The sequence below is a fragment of the Streptomyces avidinii genome, from assembly GCF_014650695.1.
Classification (GTDB): Bacteria; Actinomycetota; Actinomycetes; order Streptomycetales; family Streptomycetaceae; genus Streptomyces; species Streptomyces avidinii.
In genome coordinates, this window is sequence record NZ_BMVL01000001.1 from 199,975 (window position 1) to 215,843 (window position 15,869).

16 protein-coding genes and 1 riboswitch are annotated in these 15,869 nt (G+C 72.0%); of the genes, 8 read left to right on the forward strand and 8 right to left on the reverse strand.

Going from position 1 to position 15,869, the window contains the following annotated elements:
- Positions 1 to 3: 3 nt before the first annotated feature.
- From IE257_RS00930 to IE257_RS00950, 5 genes are all read right to left on the reverse strand, one after another.
- Positions 4 to 864 (reverse strand): hypothetical protein, encoded by an 861-nt coding sequence (locus IE257_RS00930; RefSeq protein ID WP_229920039.1) that lies wholly within the window; start codon positions 862 to 864, stop codon positions 4 to 6.
- Positions 865 to 913: 49 nt separating this feature from the next.
- Positions 914 to 1,828: a methylenetetrahydrofolate reductase [NAD(P)H] gene (gene metF, locus IE257_RS00935; protein ID WP_052872552.1), complete on the reverse strand. Its 915-nt coding sequence runs from the start codon at positions 1,826 to 1,828 to the stop codon at positions 914 to 916.
- A gap of 152 nt (positions 1,829 to 1,980) precedes the next feature.
- Entirely contained in the window at positions 1,981 to 2,616 is a 636-nt protein-coding gene (gene thiE, locus IE257_RS00940; protein ID WP_189963550.1) for a thiamine phosphate synthase, read from the reverse strand.
- An 83-nt stretch (positions 2,617 to 2,699) separates the two neighbouring features.
- The gene (locus IE257_RS00945) at positions 2,700 to 3,065 is read right to left on the reverse strand and encodes an Rv2175c family DNA-binding protein (RefSeq protein ID WP_030724382.1); all 366 of its coding nucleotides are present in this window, start codon (positions 3,063 to 3,065) and stop codon (positions 2,700 to 2,702) included.
- A gap of 189 nt (positions 3,066 to 3,254) precedes the next feature.
- Positions 3,255 to 4,475, reverse strand: coding sequence for an NAD(P)/FAD-dependent oxidoreductase (locus tag IE257_RS00950; RefSeq protein WP_189963552.1), 1,221 nt, complete (start codon positions 4,473 to 4,475; stop codon positions 3,255 to 3,257).
- 81 nt (positions 4,476 to 4,556) lie between these two features.
- Positions 4,557 to 4,668, forward strand: a riboswitch (TPP riboswitch).
- On the opposite strand from IE257_RS00950, the gene thiO reads away from it, so the two are divergent.
- The 6 genes from thiO (at position 4,666) to IE257_RS00980 (ending at position 10,482) form a co-directional block, all read left to right on the forward strand.
- Positions 4,666 to 5,844, forward strand: coding sequence for a glycine oxidase ThiO (gene thiO, locus IE257_RS00955; protein ID WP_189963554.1), 1,179 nt, complete (start codon positions 4,666 to 4,668; stop codon positions 5,842 to 5,844). (Overlaps the previous riboswitch by 3 nt.)
- The gene (gene thiS, locus IE257_RS00960; RefSeq protein ID WP_189963556.1) at positions 5,841 to 6,041 is read left to right on the forward strand and encodes a sulfur carrier protein ThiS; all 201 of its coding nucleotides are present in this window, start codon (positions 5,841 to 5,843) and stop codon (positions 6,039 to 6,041) included. Before thiO ends, thiS begins: the two co-directional genes overlap by 4 nt.
- A 5-nt stretch (positions 6,042 to 6,046) precedes the next feature.
- Positions 6,047 to 6,841 carry a thiazole synthase gene (locus IE257_RS00965; protein WP_189963558.1) on the forward strand — a complete coding sequence of 265 codons (795 nt, stop codon included), beginning with the start codon at positions 6,047 to 6,049 and terminating at the stop codon, positions 6,839 to 6,841.
- A gap of 238 nt (positions 6,842 to 7,079) precedes the next feature.
- Positions 7,080 to 8,996, forward strand: a complete 1,917-nt coding sequence (pknB, locus tag IE257_RS00970; RefSeq protein ID WP_189963560.1) for a Stk1 family PASTA domain-containing Ser/Thr kinase — start codon at positions 7,080 to 7,082, stop codon at positions 8,994 to 8,996.
- A gap of 6 nt (positions 8,997 to 9,002) precedes the next feature.
- Positions 9,003 to 9,863 (forward strand): deoxyribonuclease IV, encoded by an 861-nt coding sequence (locus IE257_RS00975; RefSeq protein WP_189963562.1) that lies wholly within the window; start codon positions 9,003 to 9,005, stop codon positions 9,861 to 9,863.
- A 91-nt stretch (positions 9,864 to 9,954) separates the two neighbouring features.
- A complete protein-coding gene (locus IE257_RS00980) occupies positions 9,955 to 10,482 on the forward strand; it encodes a DUF4396 domain-containing protein (protein WP_189963564.1) in 528 nt (175 codons plus the stop codon).
- Between the two features lie 46 nt (positions 10,483 to 10,528).
- Here IE257_RS00980 and IE257_RS00985 read toward each other — a convergent pair whose 3' ends face one another.
- Entirely contained in the window at positions 10,529 to 11,161 is a 633-nt protein-coding gene (locus IE257_RS00985; protein ID WP_189963566.1) for a sulfite oxidase-like oxidoreductase, read from the reverse strand.
- A gap of 173 nt (positions 11,162 to 11,334) precedes the next feature.
- On the opposite strand from IE257_RS00985, the gene bfr reads away from it, so the two are divergent.
- Positions 11,335 to 11,811 (forward strand): bacterioferritin, encoded by a 477-nt coding sequence (gene bfr, locus IE257_RS00990; RefSeq protein WP_030010525.1) that lies wholly within the window; start codon positions 11,335 to 11,337, stop codon positions 11,809 to 11,811.
- A 6-nt stretch (positions 11,812 to 11,817) separates the two neighbouring features.
- Here bfr and IE257_RS00995 read toward each other — a convergent pair whose 3' ends face one another.
- Both IE257_RS00995 and IE257_RS01000 read right to left on the reverse strand, forming a co-directional pair.
- On the reverse strand, positions 11,818 to 12,084 hold the full coding sequence (locus tag IE257_RS00995; protein WP_189963568.1) for a (2Fe-2S)-binding protein: 267 nt from the start codon (positions 12,082 to 12,084) through the stop codon (positions 11,818 to 11,820).
- 173 nt (positions 12,085 to 12,257) lie between these two features.
- Positions 12,258 to 13,613, reverse strand: coding sequence for a class II 3-deoxy-7-phosphoheptulonate synthase (locus IE257_RS01000; RefSeq protein ID WP_030385610.1), 1,356 nt, complete (start codon positions 13,611 to 13,613; stop codon positions 12,258 to 12,260).
- Positions 13,614 to 13,953: 340 nt separating this feature from the next.
- On the opposite strand from IE257_RS01000, the gene IE257_RS01005 reads away from it, so the two are divergent.
- A complete protein-coding gene (locus IE257_RS01005; protein ID WP_189963570.1) occupies positions 13,954 to 15,852 on the forward strand; it encodes an anthranilate synthase family protein in 1,899 nt (632 codons plus the stop codon).
- Positions 15,853 to 15,869 lie beyond the last annotated feature (17 nt).

A 15,869-nucleotide genomic window follows, 5' to 3' on the forward strand; every position in this document is an offset into this window, starting at 1 on the left:
TGCTCAGTAGCGGTACTGCTCGTACTCGCCCTGCTGGGGGTACGGGTACTGCTGCGGCGGCCCGCCCTGCTCGTCCATCGGGTAGGGCTGGCCGGCCCCGTCGGTCGACCGCTGCTGCGGGACCCAGACCCCGCCGGGCGGGGTGTCCGTGGAGTACTGCTGCTGCCCGTAGTCGGCGTACGGGGTGTAGTCGTACGGCTGGGGCGGGGCGACGCCGCCGCCGGTGCCGATGTACGGGTCGGAGTAGGCGGCGTAGACCTGCTGCTGGTCACCCGTCGGATAGCCGCCCGAGTAGTCGTAGCCGCCCTGGTTCTGCTGGTCGTAGTACGCCGCGTACTGGTGGGCGTCCTGCTCGGCCGTGGTGAACGGCGAGGCGAAGGCCGCCGTCCGGTCGACCTCGGGGGCCGGGGCGAAACTCTGTATCCCGTACGACCCGGTGTCCTCGGGGACCGGCTCCGGGCTGTAGACCGCTTCGGGCGCGTCCCGGAGCGGCCGCTCCGCCGCAGCCCCGTTGGCGTCCTCGTACTCCAGCGCGGTCACCCGGAGCGCGGGCTCCTGCTTGGTGCCCGCGGACCGGCGGCGGCGCGTCTGCTGCCGTACGGGCTCGCCGCCGCGCCGCAGCGCCCAACCGGCCACGAAACCCTTGCGGAAGGACAGGGTCACCAGGGTCTGGCCCACGGCGAACGCCGCCGCACCGGCCCCGATGACCAGCACCGACGGCAGGATCACGCCGGCGACCACGCCGAGGAAGCCGGCGAAGGCGAGCAGGCGCCAGCGGAGCCGGGCCTTGTACTGCATCAGGACCTCGGCAAGCAGCCACAGCGCGACGAAACCGAACGCGATGTAGAGGACCGTCATTCCCATGCATGGCCCCTCTCGGTACGGCCGCCGGCGCGGGAACGGGGACGGCCGATCAGGCCCGCTGGTGCAGGCCCAGGTTCTCGTAGATCTCGAGAGTCGCCGTGGAATTGTTGAGCGTGATGAAGTGCAGGCCCGGGACACCCTCGGACAGCAGTCGCGCGCAGAACTCCGTGGCGAACTCGATGCCAATGGAGCGTACAGCGGCCGGGTCGTCCTTGACGGCGAGCATGCGCTCTTTCACGTCCGCGGGGAAGACCGCGTTGCTGAGTTGGGGCAGCCGGTCGAGCTGCTTGATACCCACAACAGGCATGACCTCGGGGATGATCGGGGTCTCGCAGCCCGCCTTCTCGACGCCGTCGCGCAGCCGCAGATAATTCTCCGGATCGAAGAACATCTGGGTGATCGCGTAGTCCGCCCCCGCGTGACACTTGTCCACGAAGTGCCGGATGTCCGTGTCCCAGTCCGTAGAACGCGGGTGCATCTCGGGGAAGGCCGCGACGCCGACGCAGAAGTCGCCGGACTCCTTGACCAGCCGGACCAGGTCGGCGGCGTAGTGCACGCCCTCGGGGTGCGCCACCCACTCGCCCATCGGGTCGCCCGGCGGGTCACCGCGCACGACGAGCATGTTCCGGATCCCGGCGTCCGCGAACTGCCCGATGACGTTGCGCAGCTCGGCGACCGAGTGGTCCACCGCGGTGAGGTGCGCGACGGGCGTCAGGGTGGTGTCCGCGGCGATCTCCTGGGTGGCCTTGACCGTTCCGCCGCGGGTGGAGCCGCCGGCCCCGTAGGTGACGGAGACGAAGCTGGGGGATACCGCCTCGACCCGGCGCAGGGCGTTCCAGAGGTTGCGTTCACCCTTCTCCGTCTTCGGGGCCCAGAACTCGAAGGAGTACGAGCGCCCGGACGCGAGGAGGTCGCGGACCGTGTGCGCACGGTCCGACCAGGTGGAAGCGGTACCAGAGGCCATGTGGGCAGGTTAGACGCGGCCCGGCGGACACCGAAGCCTTGTCCACGTTTTGGACACGTTTTTGGACACCTGAAGGCCCCCTCCGGCCGAAAGTCGCTGCCGCTGGTACGGGGGCGATGGCGGGGGCCGTGCGCTGTCCGGGCGGACAGGACTCAGGCGAGGCGGGCCCGTACCCGCTTGGCGAGCTCGGCGGCGGCCGCACCGGGGTCGGTGGCCTCGGTGAGCGCGCGGACGACCACGATGCGGGTGGCGCCGGCGTCCAGCACCTCGTCCAGGTTCGAGCCGTCGATGCCGCCGATGGCGAACCAGGGCCGGTCCTGTTCCAGCGAGGCCGCGTACCGGACCAGATCGAGGCCGGGCGCGTGGCGGCCGGGCTTGGTGGGGGTGGGCCAGCAGGGTCCGGTGCAGAAGTAGTCCACGCCGGCCTCGGCGGCGGCCGCGTCGACCTCGGCCTCGGCGTGGCAGGACCGGCCGATCAGCACCTGCTCGCCGAGGACGGCGCGGGCCGCGGGGACGGGGATGTCGCCCTGGCCGAGGTGCAGGACGTCGGAGCCGATGGCGTGGGCGACGTCGGCCCGGTCGTTCACGGCGAGGAGCTTGCCGTGGCGGCGGGCGGCCTCGGCGAACACCTGGAGGTGTTCGAGTTCCTCCCCCGCCTCCATGCCCTTGTCCCGGAGCTGGACGATGTCCACGCCGGAGGAGAGCACGGCGTCGAGGAACTCGGGGAGGTCACCCTGGCGCTTGCGGGCGTCCGTGCAGAGGTAGAGCCGGGCGTCGGACAGCTGCATGGGTGTACCCCCCGTGGTGGATGCGGTGTACGGGCCGGACCGCGGCCCGGCCCGTACACCGCTGTGGAGCGAAGGCGATCAGGTCAGAGGGCGAGCGCCTGAGCGCGGCGCTTCACCTCCGTGCCGCGATTCTCGCTCAGCGCCTGCACGGGGGTGCCGGGCAGGGTCGGATCCTCGGTGAAGAGCCATTCCAGGATCTCCTCCTCGGTGAAACGGTCGTCGCGCAGCACGGTCAGCAGACCGACGAGGCCCTTGACGACCTTGTCGCCGTCGATGAAGGGGGCCGGAACCTGCAGGGAGCGGTTCTCGCCCCGGCGGACGGCGATGAGCTGCCCTTCCTTGACCATCTGGCGGACCCGGGTCACCTCGATGTTCAGCATCTCCGCGATGTCGGGGAGGTACAGCCACGAGGGGACAAGGGCATCGATCTTTGCGTCAATCTCGGTCACAGGGACAAGCCTGCCATCTCGGCCACGCCGCCGGTACCTGAGCAGCCCCGTCCGGGTCGCGGCCGTGCCGCGGCTCCGCCCCGGACCCTGCCCCTCGAACGCCGGCGAGGCTGCGTTTCAGCCCGTCCAGGGGGCACCTCCCAGCGGTGGCCGGGGGAGTTCGAGGACCGGGTCCGGGCCCTCGGGTCGTCAGGCCGTGGCGGATTTCAGCGGGGTGCCGGGGTCGGAGACCTTGGCGGGATCCAAGGGAACCCCCGCCTCGATGAGCTTGCGGCCCTGCGCCAGGTCGCGGGGCCGGCCCACGGCCAGGACGGCGACGAGCGCGCCGCCCTTCAACCAGCACACCGACCAGGAGGGGCCGGCCGGGTCCCCGCGCAGGAGCAGGGTGTCGGCTCCGCCGTGGTGTCCGGCGTACTGCACGAACCGCCCGAACTGCTCCGACCAGAAGTACGGCACCGGGTCGTAGACCCGGTCCGGCTGCCCGGCCAGGATGTTCGCCGCGACCGTCCGCGGCCCCTGGAGCGCATTGTCCCAGTGGTGCACGAGCAGCCGCGTCCCGTACCGCCCGGACGGGAAGGAGGCGCAGTCGCCGACCGCGTACACATCGGGCAGCGAGGTCCGCAGGTACGCGTCCGCGGTGACCGAGCCGTCGGGGCCGCGCTCCACGCCGGTCCCCGCCAGCCATCCGGTCGCGGGGCGGGCGCCGATGCCCACCACCACCGCGCCGGCGGGCAGGACGCGCCCGTCGGCCAGCAGGACCCGCCCCTCCTCGATCCCGGCGACCTTCGCCCCGGTGATCAGCCCGGCGCCGGCCTCCTCGTACCAGCGCGCCATCGGCTCGGTGGCCTCGGCGGGCAGCGCCCCCGCCAGCACCCGGTCCGCCGCCTCGACCACGGTGACCTCGCAGCCCGCCTCCCGGGCGGCGGTGGCGAACTCGGCACCGATCCAGCCCGCTCCGACGACAACGGTCCGGGGCGACGCGGCCAGCACCGGGCGCAGCCGGGCCGCGTCGTCCAGGGTGCGCAGCAGGTGGACGCCGGGGACGCCCTCGGTCCCGGGCAGGGTCAGCGGCTGTGCGCCGGTGGCCAGGACGAGGATCTCGTACGGGACGGGTCCCGCCTCGGTGTCCAGCTCGTGGTCGGCGGCGCGCAGTCCGGTGACCTCGGTGCCGAGCCGGAGTCGGATGTCGAGCCCTTCGAAGTCCACGTCGAAGGCGGAGTCCTCGGCCTTGCCGAGGAGGACCGCCTTCGACAGCGGGGGCCGGTCGTAGGGCTGGTGGGGTTCGGCTCCCAGCAGGGTCACGGGGCCGGTGAAGCCCTGTTCGCGCAGGGCGACCGCAGTCTGCACCCCGGCCATTCCGGCGCCGACGATCACGACGCCGCGCTGATTCTGTTCCGTCTGCTCGCTCACGCGACCAGCCTAATCACCTGACGCTCCGTCAGGAATAGGTGCCGCCTTACCGGCCGTCCACCGCCGGGTTAGTCTGGCCACCGTACCTATCGCGGGAGTCCGGCGCACCGGGCTGAGAGGGAGGCTGGCCGGCCTCCGACCGTACGAACCTGATCCGGGTCATGCCGGCGAAGGGAGGGGCTGGACGCCCATGCACTCATCCCGAACATCCCGCAAGGGATCCGACGTCCTCGTCATCGGGGGCGGAATCATCGGCCTGGTCACCGCCTGGCGGGCCGCCGCGCGCGGACTGCGCACCGTACTCGCCGACCCCGCACCCGGCGGCGGCGCCGCCCAGGTCGCGGCCGGCATGCTCGCGCCCGTCACCGAACTGCACTACGGCGAGGAAGCCCTGCTCGGCCTCGGCCTCACCTCCGCCGCACGCTATCCGCAGTTCGCCGCCGAGCTCGCCGAGGCCAGCGGCGGCCTGGACATCGGCTACCGCGCCTGCGGCACCCTCGCCGTCGCCCTCGACGCCGACGACCGCCTCCACCTGCGCGAACTGCACGCCCTGCAGCGCCGCTGCGGCCTGGAGTCCGAGTGGCTCACCGGGCGCGAGTGCCGCCGCCTGGAGCCCATGCTGGCCCCGGGCGTACGCGGCGGCCTGCGCGTCGACGGCGACCACCAGGTCGACCCCCGCCGGCTCGCGGCGGCCCTGCTGGCCGCCTGCGAACGGGCCGGCGTGAGCATCCACCGGTCGGGCGCGGAGCGGCTGCTCACCACCACCGACCGGGCGACGGGCGCCCTGCTCGCCGACGGTACGGAACTGCTCGCCGACCAGGTCGTCCTCGCCGCGGGTTCCCTCACCGGCCGGCTGGCGGGCGTACCGCCGGAGGTCGTGGCCCCCGTACGCCCCGTCAAGGGTCAGGTCCTGCGGCTCACGGTGCCGGCCGCGTACGCGCCGTTCCTGTCGCGGACCGTACGGGCCGTCGTGCGCGGCAGCCACGTCTACCTCGTGCCGCGCGAGAACGGCGAGCTCGTCGTCGGCGCCACCAGCGAGGAACTGGGCTGGGACACCACCGTCACCGCGGGCGGGGTCTACGAACTCCTGCGCGACGCCCACGAACTGGTCCCCGGCATCACCGAACTTCCCCTCACCGAGACCCGGGCGGGCCTGCGCCCCGGCTCCCCCGACAACGCCCCGCTGCTCGGCCCGACCGACCTGCCGGGCCTGCACCTGGCCACCGGGCACTACCGCAACGGAGTGCTGCTGACCCCGCTCACCGGCGAGGTCCTCGCCGAACTGCTGGCCACCGGCGAACTACCGGAGATCGCGCGCCCCTTCACCCCCCGCCGGTTCTCCGCCGCACGTCAGGAGTCGTACGCATGACCATCTCCGTCAACGGCGAACCGCGCGAGGTCGCGGCCGGCGCCACCCTCGACACGGTGGTCGCCACCCTGACCACGGCCCCCTCCGGGGTCGCCGCCGCGCTCAACGAAACCGTGGTGCCCCGCGGGCAGTGGCCGGCCACGGTCGTGGGCGACGGCGACCGGGTGGAAATCCTGACCGCGGTCCAGGGGGGCTGAGCGGCGTGGCGGACGACCTCTTCACCCTCGGCGGCCGGACCTTCTCCTCCCGTCTGATCATGGGGACGGGCGGCGCCCCGAGCCTGGACGTCCTGGAGCGCGCCCTCGTCGCGTCCGGCACCGAACTGACCACGGTCGCGATGCGACGGCTGGACCCCACGGTCCACGGCTCCGTCCTGTCCGTACTGACGAAGCTCGGCATCTCGGTCCTCCCCAACACGGCGGGCTGCTTCACGGCGGGCGAGGCCGTGCTCACGGCCCGGCTGGCCCGGGAGGCGCTGGGCACGGACTGGATCAAGCTGGAGGTGGTCGCGGACGAACGGACCCTCCTGCCGGACGGCGTCGAACTGCTCGACGCCGCCGAGACCCTGGTGGACGAGGGCTTCACGGTGCTGCCGTACACCAACGACGATCCGGTGCTCGCGCGGAAGCTGGAGGACGTGGGCTGCGCTGCGATCATGCCGCTCGGCTCCCCCATCGGGTCCGGCATGGGCATCCGCAACCCGCACAACTTCGAGCTGATCACGGAGCGGGCGTCGGTCCCGGTCATCCTCGATGCCGGCGCGGGCACGGCTTCCGACGCGGCCCTGGCGATGGAGCTGGGCTGCGCGGCGGTGATGCTGGCCTCGGCGGTGACCCGCGCACAGGAGCCGGTCCTGATGGCGTCGGCCATGCGGGACGCCGTCTCGGCGGGCCGTCTCGCCTTCCGCGCGGGCCGCATCCCCCAACGCCGCTTCGCGGAGGCGTCCTCTCCTGCGGAGGGCCGCGCCGCCCTGGACCCGGAACGCCCGGCGTTCTGACCGGCCGGGGGTCGCCGGGCCCTCGGCGCGCGGCGTCGGGATACGGGCGCGGCGGCTTCGGGGGGAGGCGGCGCGGCTTCGGGGGGAGCCGGCGCGGCTTCGGGGGGAGCCGCGGGGGCGGGGTGGGGGCGCCGGTTGCGAAGTCCCCACCCCCTTCCTGCCCGCCCCCACGTCACAGCTGCGCTGCAAGCCGACCCGGCCGGGGTGGAGCCTTCGGGGCGGCTCGTAGAATCGCCGGGTGGATACGACCCTGGATGACCCCCTCGTCGGGCGCGTGCTCGACGGCCGCTACCGCATCGACGCCCGCATCGCGGCCGGCGGCATGGCCACGGTCTACCGGGCCGTCGACACGCGCCTCGACCGGGTGCTCGCGCTGAAGGTGATGCACCCGGCGCTCGCCGCCGATGCCGCCTTCGTCGACCGGTTCATCCGCGAGGCGAAGTCCGTCGCCCGGCTCGCGCACCCCAACGTGGTCGCCGTCTTCGACCAGGGCACGGACGGTCCGTACGTCTACCTCGCCATGGAGTACGTCTCCGGCTGCACCCTGCGCGACGTGCTCCGCGAGCGCGGCGCGCTGCAGCCCCGGGCCGCCCTCGACATCCTCGAACCGGTCCTCGCCGCCCTCGGCGCCGCCCACCGGGCCGGCTTCGTCCACCGCGACATGAAGCCCGAGAACGTCCTGATCGGGGACGACGGCCGGGTGAAGGTCGCGGACTTCGGGCTGGTCCGGTCGGTCGACTCGGTCACCAACACCACCGGCTCCGTCCTCGGGACGGTCTCCTACCTGGCCCCCGAGCAGATCGAGAACGGCGTCGCAGACACCCGCGTGGACGTCTACGCCTGCGGTGTCGTCCTCTACGAGATGCTCACCGGCTCCAAGCCGCACCTCGGCGGCACCCCCGCGCAGGTCCTCTACCAGCACCTGCACGAGGACGTCCCGCCGCCGTCCGCCGCGGTCCCCGGGCTGCCCGCCGGGCTCGACGAGCTCGTCGCACACGCCACCGCCCGCAACCCCGAGCTGCGCCCCTACGACGCGGCCTCGCTGTTCGGCCTCGCCCGCGAGGCCCGCGCGCTGCTCAGCGATGCCGAGCTGGACGCCGTACCGCCACTGGCGCGCGCCGAGGAGCGCTCGTCGGCCGAGGACCGTACGGGAGTCATCCCGCGTCCGGTGGCCGTGCAGCAGCCGGTGCAGCACACCTCCCGCCTGGAAATGCCCCCGGCCCCGCCCGCTCCGCCCGCGCACCGGCCGGCCGGCGCCGCGCGGCGGCCCAGCCGCGGGGTGCTGCTCCTCGTCGCCGGTGTGCTGCTGGCGCTCGGGCTCGGTGTCGGCGTCTGGTACATCAACTCCGGGCAGTTCACCAAGGTCCCCAACCTGCTCGGCAAGACCGAGGCGCAGGCCCGCTCCCAGCTGTCCGCGGCCGGGCTCGGGGTGAAGGGCGTGGACCGGAAGTTCAGCGACGCCTTCGACCGCGGGACGGTGATGAACACCGACCCGCCGGGCGGCCGGCGTATCCGCGGCAACGGCGCGGTGACGATCACCATCTCCCGCGGTCCCGAGGTCGTGGCCGTGCCCAACCTGAAGGGCCGGCCGCTGGAGGAGGCCAAGGCGGAACTGACCCGGTCCGGGCTGGCTCCCGGCATCGTCACGCAGGCCTTCAGCCAGGACGTCGCCCAGGGCTCGGTGATCAGCACCAATCCGCCGGGCGGCGAGAAGCGCGCGCCGGACACGGCCGTCGCGCTGGTCGTCAGCAAGGGCCGCCCGGTGCCGGTCCCGAGCGTGACGGGGATCCCGGTCGACCAGGCGAAGGCGTCTCTGGAGGCGCTGGGCCTCAAGGTCGCGACCGCCCCCGAGGAGGTCAACGCTCCGTCCGCGGCCGGTACGGTCGCCAATCAGTCGATCGGGGCGGGCACCCAGGCAGCTGCCGGGGACACGGTCACGCTGACGGTGTCGAAGGGCCCGCGGCAGTTGCCGGTCCCGGGCGTGACCGGCCAGGAGGTGGACGCGGCCCGCAAGGCGCTGGAGGCCGCCGGCTTCAAGGTGAAGGTGGACCGGCCGCTGATCTCCTTCAGCAACACGGTGGACACCCAGTCGGTGCCGGCCGGCCAGAGCGCCCCCGAGGGCACCACCATCACCATCAGGACCAAGGGGCTGTAAGCCGTAGTGAAGCGCAATCCAGTGGGCGGGCACGTCCCCGTAGCCGGCGGGCTCGCCTCCGTGGGCCTGACCTACGCCCGGGAGATGGCCGCGGAGGCCGTCCAGGTCTTCGTCGCCAATCCGCGCGGCTGGGCCACCCCCGTCGGCAGTCCGGCGCAGGACGAGCGGTTCCGGGCGGAGTGCGCGGCCGGGGCGATCCCGGCGTACGTGCACGCCCCGTACCTGATCAACTTCGGCTCGCACACCGAGGCGACGGTGGAGAAGTCGGTGGAGTCCCTGCGCCACTCGCTGCGCCGCGGCCGGGAGATCGGTGCGCTCGGCGTGGTCGTGCACACCGGGTCGGCGACCGGGGGCCGCCCGCGGGAGGTGGCGTACGCGCAGATCAGGGAGCGCATGCTGCCGCTGCTGGACGAGCTGACGCACGACGACGACCCGTTCCTGCTGCTGGAGTCGACGGCCGGGCAGGGCTCCTCGCTGTGCTCGCTCGCCGAGGACTTCGGCCCGTACTTCGACGCGCTGGACCACCACCCGAAGCTCGGCATCTGCCTGGACACCTGCCACATCTTCGCGGCCGGTCACGACCTGGCGGAGCCGGGCGGGACGAAGCTGATGCTGGACCTGCTGGTGGACACGGTCGGCGAGGGGCGGCTGAAGCTGGTCCACGCGAACGACTCCAAGGAGGGCGTCGGAGCGCACAAGGACCGGCACGCGAACATCGGCCAGGGGCACATCGGCCGGGACGCCTTCGCGGAGCTGATCACGCACCCCGCGATGGACGGCGTACCGCTGATCATCGAGACGCCCGGGGGCAAGGAAGGGCATGCGGCGGATGTGGCGCTGCTGAAGGAGCTGCGCGGCGCGCAGTGATCCCACTGATTCCTTGAGGAATACCCCAGGGGGGTATACGGTTCGGTCATATCGACGGACCGCTACCCGGCGTTCCCACGAGGGGGTTGTCATGGAGCAGCACCACGAGCACGAGCACCACGAGCAGGGACACCAGCAGGAACACCAGCACCACGGGCACGCACACGCCGCCGCCGGTGGCCCGGTCAGCTGGGGCACGGCCGCCCGGGCCACCCTGCACTGCCTCACCGGATGCGCCATCGGCGAGGTACTCGGCATGATCATCGGTACCGCGCTGGGCTGGGGAAACGTCCAGACGATGATCCTGGCGATCATCCTGGCGTTCTTCTTCGGCTACGCGCTCACCCTGCGCGGAGTCCTCGCCGCAGGCGTCGACCTGCGGACGGCCGTCCGGGTGGCGCTGGCCGCGGACACCCTTTCGATCGCCGTCATGGAGCTGATCGACAACGGGGTGATCGCCCTGTGGCCCGGCGCCATGGACGCGCACCTGTCGGATCCACTGTTCTGGATCGTCCTGGCGATCGCGCTGGCCGCCGCCTTCGTGATCACCACCCCGGTCAACAAGTGGATGATCGGCCGCGGCAAGGGTCACGCGGTCGTGCACCAGTACCACCACTGACCACGGGGCCGAGGGGTCGAGAGGCTGGGGGGCCGAGGGTCGCCCCTTACAGTTCGGGGCCCTCCCCGGGCTCCTCCTGGTACGAGTAGCGCTGCTCGCGCCACGGGTCGCCGATGTTGTGGTAGCCGCGCTCCTCCCAGAAGCCGCGACGGTCGGCGGTCATGTACTCGATGCCGCGGACCCACTTGGGGCCCTTCCAGGCGTACAGGTGCGGAACCACCAGCCGAACCGGGAAACCGTGCTCGGCGGTGAGCAGTTCACCGCCCTCGTGGGTGGCGAAGACGGTCCGGTCGGAAGCGAAGTCGGCCAGCCGCAGGTTGGAGCTGAAGCCGTACTCGGCCCACACCATCACGTGCGTGACCTGCGGCGCGGGCGGCGCCAGCGCGAGCACCTCGCGGGCGAGCACACCACCCCATTCGGCGCCCTGCATGCTGAACTTCGTGACGCAGTGCAGATCGGCCACGACCGAGTCGAACGGCAGGGCCGTGAACTCCTCGTGATTCCAGCAGCGCTTGTCCCCGTCGGCCGTCGCACCGAAGACGCGGAACTCCCAGCGGTCCGGCTTGAACTTGGGTACGGGCCCGTAATGGGTGACCGGCCAGCCCCGCTGCAACCGCTGCCCCGGTGGAAGCTCCAGCTGCTCTGCTCCCGGAGATTCCCGGCTTTCCGGCTGACGCATGACTCCATGGTGACAGACTGCGCAGGGTGGTCATGACCAGGTCTGGGCCGATTCGGGCAAGTCACTGCAACTCCCACTAAGGAGGCACTTACTGGACGGCCCCCAGCGGCGGTGCAAGGATGCGCGCAACTGCCCCGTCACATAGCTGACATTGCCTGGAAGGAGCCTCTGCGATGCAGGGCGACCCCGAGGTCCTTGAGTTTCTGAACGAGCAGCTGACCGGCGAGCTGACGGCCATCAACCAGTACTGGCTGCACTACCGCATCCAGGACAACAAGGGCTGGACCAAGCTCGCCAAGTACACGCGTGAAGAGTCCATCGACGAGATGAAGCACGCGGACAAGATCACCGAGCGCATCCTGATGCTCGATGGCCTGCCGAACTACCAGCGCCTCTTCCACGTGCGCGTCGGGCAGACGCTCACGGAGATGTTCCAGGCGGACCGCCAGGTCGAGGTCGAGGCCATCGACCGCCTCAAGCGGGGCATCGAGGTCATGCGCGGCAAGGGTGACATCACCTCGGCACGGCTCTTCGAGGAGATCCTGGAGGACGAGGAGCACCACATCGACTACCTCGACACCCAGCTGGAGCTCATCGAGTCCCTCGGCGAGCCGCTGTACATCGCCCAGCTGATCGAGCAGCCGAGCTAACCGGCTCTAGGCCGCTTCCGCCAGCTCCGCCGACCGGACCGAACCCGGCTCCGCGGCGAGCACGGCCGCCGCCTCGCCCTTCTCCAGCAGCTCCCTGCGCGGGCACGCCCCGCGACCGAGGATGCCCTGGATGGTGCGCACGCAGGAACCGCAGTCGGTGCCGGCCTTGGTGGCCGAGGCGATCTGGCGCGGGGTGCAGGCCCCGGCAGCCGCGTGCTCCTTGACCTGCTTGTCGGTGATCCCGAAGCAAGAGCAGACGTACACGCGGTTCACCTCCCAGGGCGGAATGGTCCAGCGGTTCAGCGGTTCGGCGAGCCATCCCCGATTCGGTGAGGCTTACCTAACCGTACCCAAAGTTAGGGTGGCCTAAAAGCCCCCCGTACGACAGTGGGGCACGGATCACATCGATCCGTGCCCCACTGTCGTACGAAGGTACTGACTGATCCCTACTGGTCCCGGTACATCTCGGCGACCAGGAACGCCAGGTCCAGGGACTGGCTGCGGTTGAGCCGCGGGTCGCACGCCGTCTCGTAGCGCTGGTGCAGGTCGTCGACGAAGATCTCGTCACCGCCGCCCACGCACTCGGTGACGTCGTCACCGGTGAGCTCGACGTGGATGCCGCCCGGGTGGGTGCCGAGGGCCTTGTGGACCTCGAAGAAGCCCTTGACCTCGTCGAGCACGTCGTCGAAACGGCGCGTCTTGTGGCCCGAGGCCGCCTCGAAGGTGTTGCCGTGCATCGGGTCGGTGACCCAGCCCACGGTCGCACCGGAGGCGGTGACCTTCTCGACCAGCTCGGGAAGCTTGTCGCGGACCTTGTCGGCACCCATGCGGACGACGAAGGTCAGCCGGCCCGGCTCGCGCTCGGGGTCCAGCCGGTCGATGTACGTCAGCGCCTCGTCCACCGTGGTGGTGGGGCCGAGCTTGATGCCGATCGGGTTGGCGATCTGCGAGCAGAACTCGATGTGCGCGTGGTCCAGCTGGCGGGTGCGCTCACCGATCCAGACCATGTGGCCGGAGGTGTCGTACAGCTTGCCGGTACGCGAGTCGGTGCGGGTCAGCGCACCCTCGTAGTCGAGCAGCAGCGCCTCGTGGGAGGCGTAGAACTCGACGGCCTTGAACTCGGCCGGGTCGGTGCCGCACGCCTTCATGAAGTTCAGCGCGTTGTCGATCTCGCGCGCCAGCTGCTCGTACCGCTGACCGGACGGGCTGGACTTCACGAAGTCCTGGTTCCAGGCGTGCACCTGGCGCAGGTCGGCGTAGCCACCGGTGGTGAAGGCGCGCACCAGGTTGAGCGTCGAGGCGGACGCGTTGTACATGCGCTTCAGCCGCTCGGGGTCCGGGATCCGGGCCTCTTCGGTGAAGGCGAAGCCGTTGACGGAGTCGCCGCGGTACGTCGGCAGGGTGACGCCGTCGCGGGTCTCGGTGTCCTTGGAGCGCGGCTTGGAGTACTGGCCCGCGATGCGGCCGACCTTGACGACCGGCACGGAGGCGGCGTAGGTCAGGACGGCGCTCATCTGGAGCAGCGTCTTCAGCTTGGCTCGGATGTGGTCGGCGGAGACACCGTCGAAGGCCTCGGCACAGTCGCCGCCCTGGAGCAGGAACGCCTCGCCCTTGGCGACGGCTCCCAGACGGGCACGCAGCTGGTCGCATTCACCCGCGAAAACGAGGGGAGGATACGACTCGAGGTCCGCGACGACAGCGCGCAGAGCCTCGGCATCGGGGTACGAAGGCTGCTGCGCCGCGGGAAGGTCTCGCCAGGTCGCCTTGGCGGCGGGGGCTTGGGTTTCAGCGTTCACGGTCACCTCGTACACACTACGGCGTCACAGGCCGCGTTCGGCCCCCCGCCCACAACGTGAGACGAACCGGCTCAAAGGTCCCGGGCGCCCAGCGGAACGGAATCCATGGTTCAGCCCACGCCATGAGACAGATCCTGCGCCGCGGGGACGGTCTGGGCTAGGGTGCCCACCATGTACGCGCAATCGCACCAGACCTGGTGGTGGCCCGCTCCCGGCGGTCCACTTCTCGCGCGTACCTGAAGACACGCACGACGCGAAGGCCGCCCCGAGGGGCGGCCTTCCGCGTGTGCGACCGTGCGGTCGCATCCCGGGGGCGGCTCCTCCCACCGGAAGGACGCCCCGCCCCATGGAACCCAGCCGCCCGAACCTTTCGAGCCGACTGCTCGACCCCTCCTGCCCGCCGTTCGCCCTGCTGCGCCGACGGACCCCCGGCCGCGACCACGACACCGTCGAGGTGCTGATCGGGCAGGTCGGGGAGGTCGAACGGCTCGCCGACCTGCCCGTCGGCGAGCTGCCCGCCCTGGCCCTCGTCCCCTTCCGGCAGATCCGCGAGCGCGGCTTCGACGTACGGGACGACGGCACGCCGCTGAGCGTGCTCGTCGCCGAGGAGGCGTACGAGGTCCCGCTCGCCGAGGCGCTGGACGCTCTGCCGCGGCACCGGGTGCGGGTCGACGGCGGGGGCTTCGACGTCCCCGACGAGGAGTACGCGGCCACCGTCCGGCGGGTCATCGAGGACGAGATCGGCCGCGGCGAGGGCGCGAACTTCGTCATCCGGCGCACCTACGAGGGCCGCATCGACGGATTCGGCCGGGCGGACGCGCTCGCACTGTTCCGGCGCCTGTTGGAGGGCGAGCGGGGGGCGTACTGGACGTACGTCGTCCACACCGGGGAACGGACCCTCGTCGGGGCCAGCCCGGAGGTGCACGTGCGGATGTCCGGCCGGACGGTCGTGATGAACCCGATCAGCGGCACGTACCGGTATCCGGTCGGGGGGCCGACCACCGAGTCGCTCCTCGCCTTCCTCGGCGACCGCAAGGAGACCGAGGAGCTGTCGATGGTGGTCGACGAGGAACTGAAGATGATGTGCACGGTCGGCGACCGGGGCGGGGTCGTCGTCGGACCGCGTCTGAAGGAGATGTCCCACCTCGCGCACACCGAGTACGAACTGCGCGGCCGGTCGTCGATGGACGTGCGGGACGTGCTGCGCGAGACCATGTTCGCGGCGACGGTGACCGGATCCCCGGTGCAGAACGCCTGCCGTGTCATCGAGCGGTACGAGGCGGGCGGGCGCGGCTACTACGCGGGGGCGCTGGCCCTGCTCGGCGTGGACTCCGCCGGCGCGCAGACGCTGGACTCGCCCATTCTGATCCGCACCGCCGACATCGCGGCGGACGGCGTGCTGCGGGTGCCGGTGGGCGCCACGCTGGTGCGGCACTCGGACCCGGACGGCGAGGTGGCGGAGACGCACGCGAAGGCGGCGGGCGTGCTGGCGGCGCTGGGGGTGCGGCCGGCGGCGCCGCGGCCGGCGTTCGACGGGGCCCGGCTGGCGGACGACCCGCGGGTGCAGGCGGCGCTGGCGGCCCGGCGGTCGGACCTCGCGCCGTTCTGGCTCCGGATGCAGGAGCGGCCGGCTCCGGTGACCGGGCACGCGCTGGTGGTGGACGGCGAGGACACCTTCACGGCGATGCTGGCGCACGTCCTGCGGGTGGCCGGGCTGGCGGTGACCGTACGCCGCTACGACGATCCGGGGCTGCGGACGGCGGCCCTGGCCTGGGAGGGGCCGATCGTGCTGGGCCCCGGCCCGGGCAACCCGGCCGAATCGGCGGACCCCAGGATGCGGATGCTGCGCGCGCTCGCGGCCGACCTGCTGGCCGGGCACCGCCACGGCCTGGTCGGGGTCTGTCTGGGCCACGAGCTGCTGGCGGCGGAGCTCGGGCTCCCGCTGATCCGCAAGGCGGAGCCGGCGCAGGGGGCGCAGGTCCGGATCGACCTGTTCGGGGCCGAGGAGGTGGTCGGCTTCTACAACACGTACACCGCGCACTGCGACGACGCGGGCGCCGGGCGGCTGGACGCCGCGGGGGTGGAGGTCGCTCGCGACCCGGCGACGGGGGAGGTCCACGCCCTGCGGTCCCCGGCCGGGGGCTTCGCGGGCGTCCAGTTCCACCCGGAGTCGGTGCTCACCCTGCGGGGCGCGGACGTGTTGCGCGAGCTGCTCACCGGAGTGATGGCCCCGACCCCGGCGTAGGTGGGGCCACCGCTGCG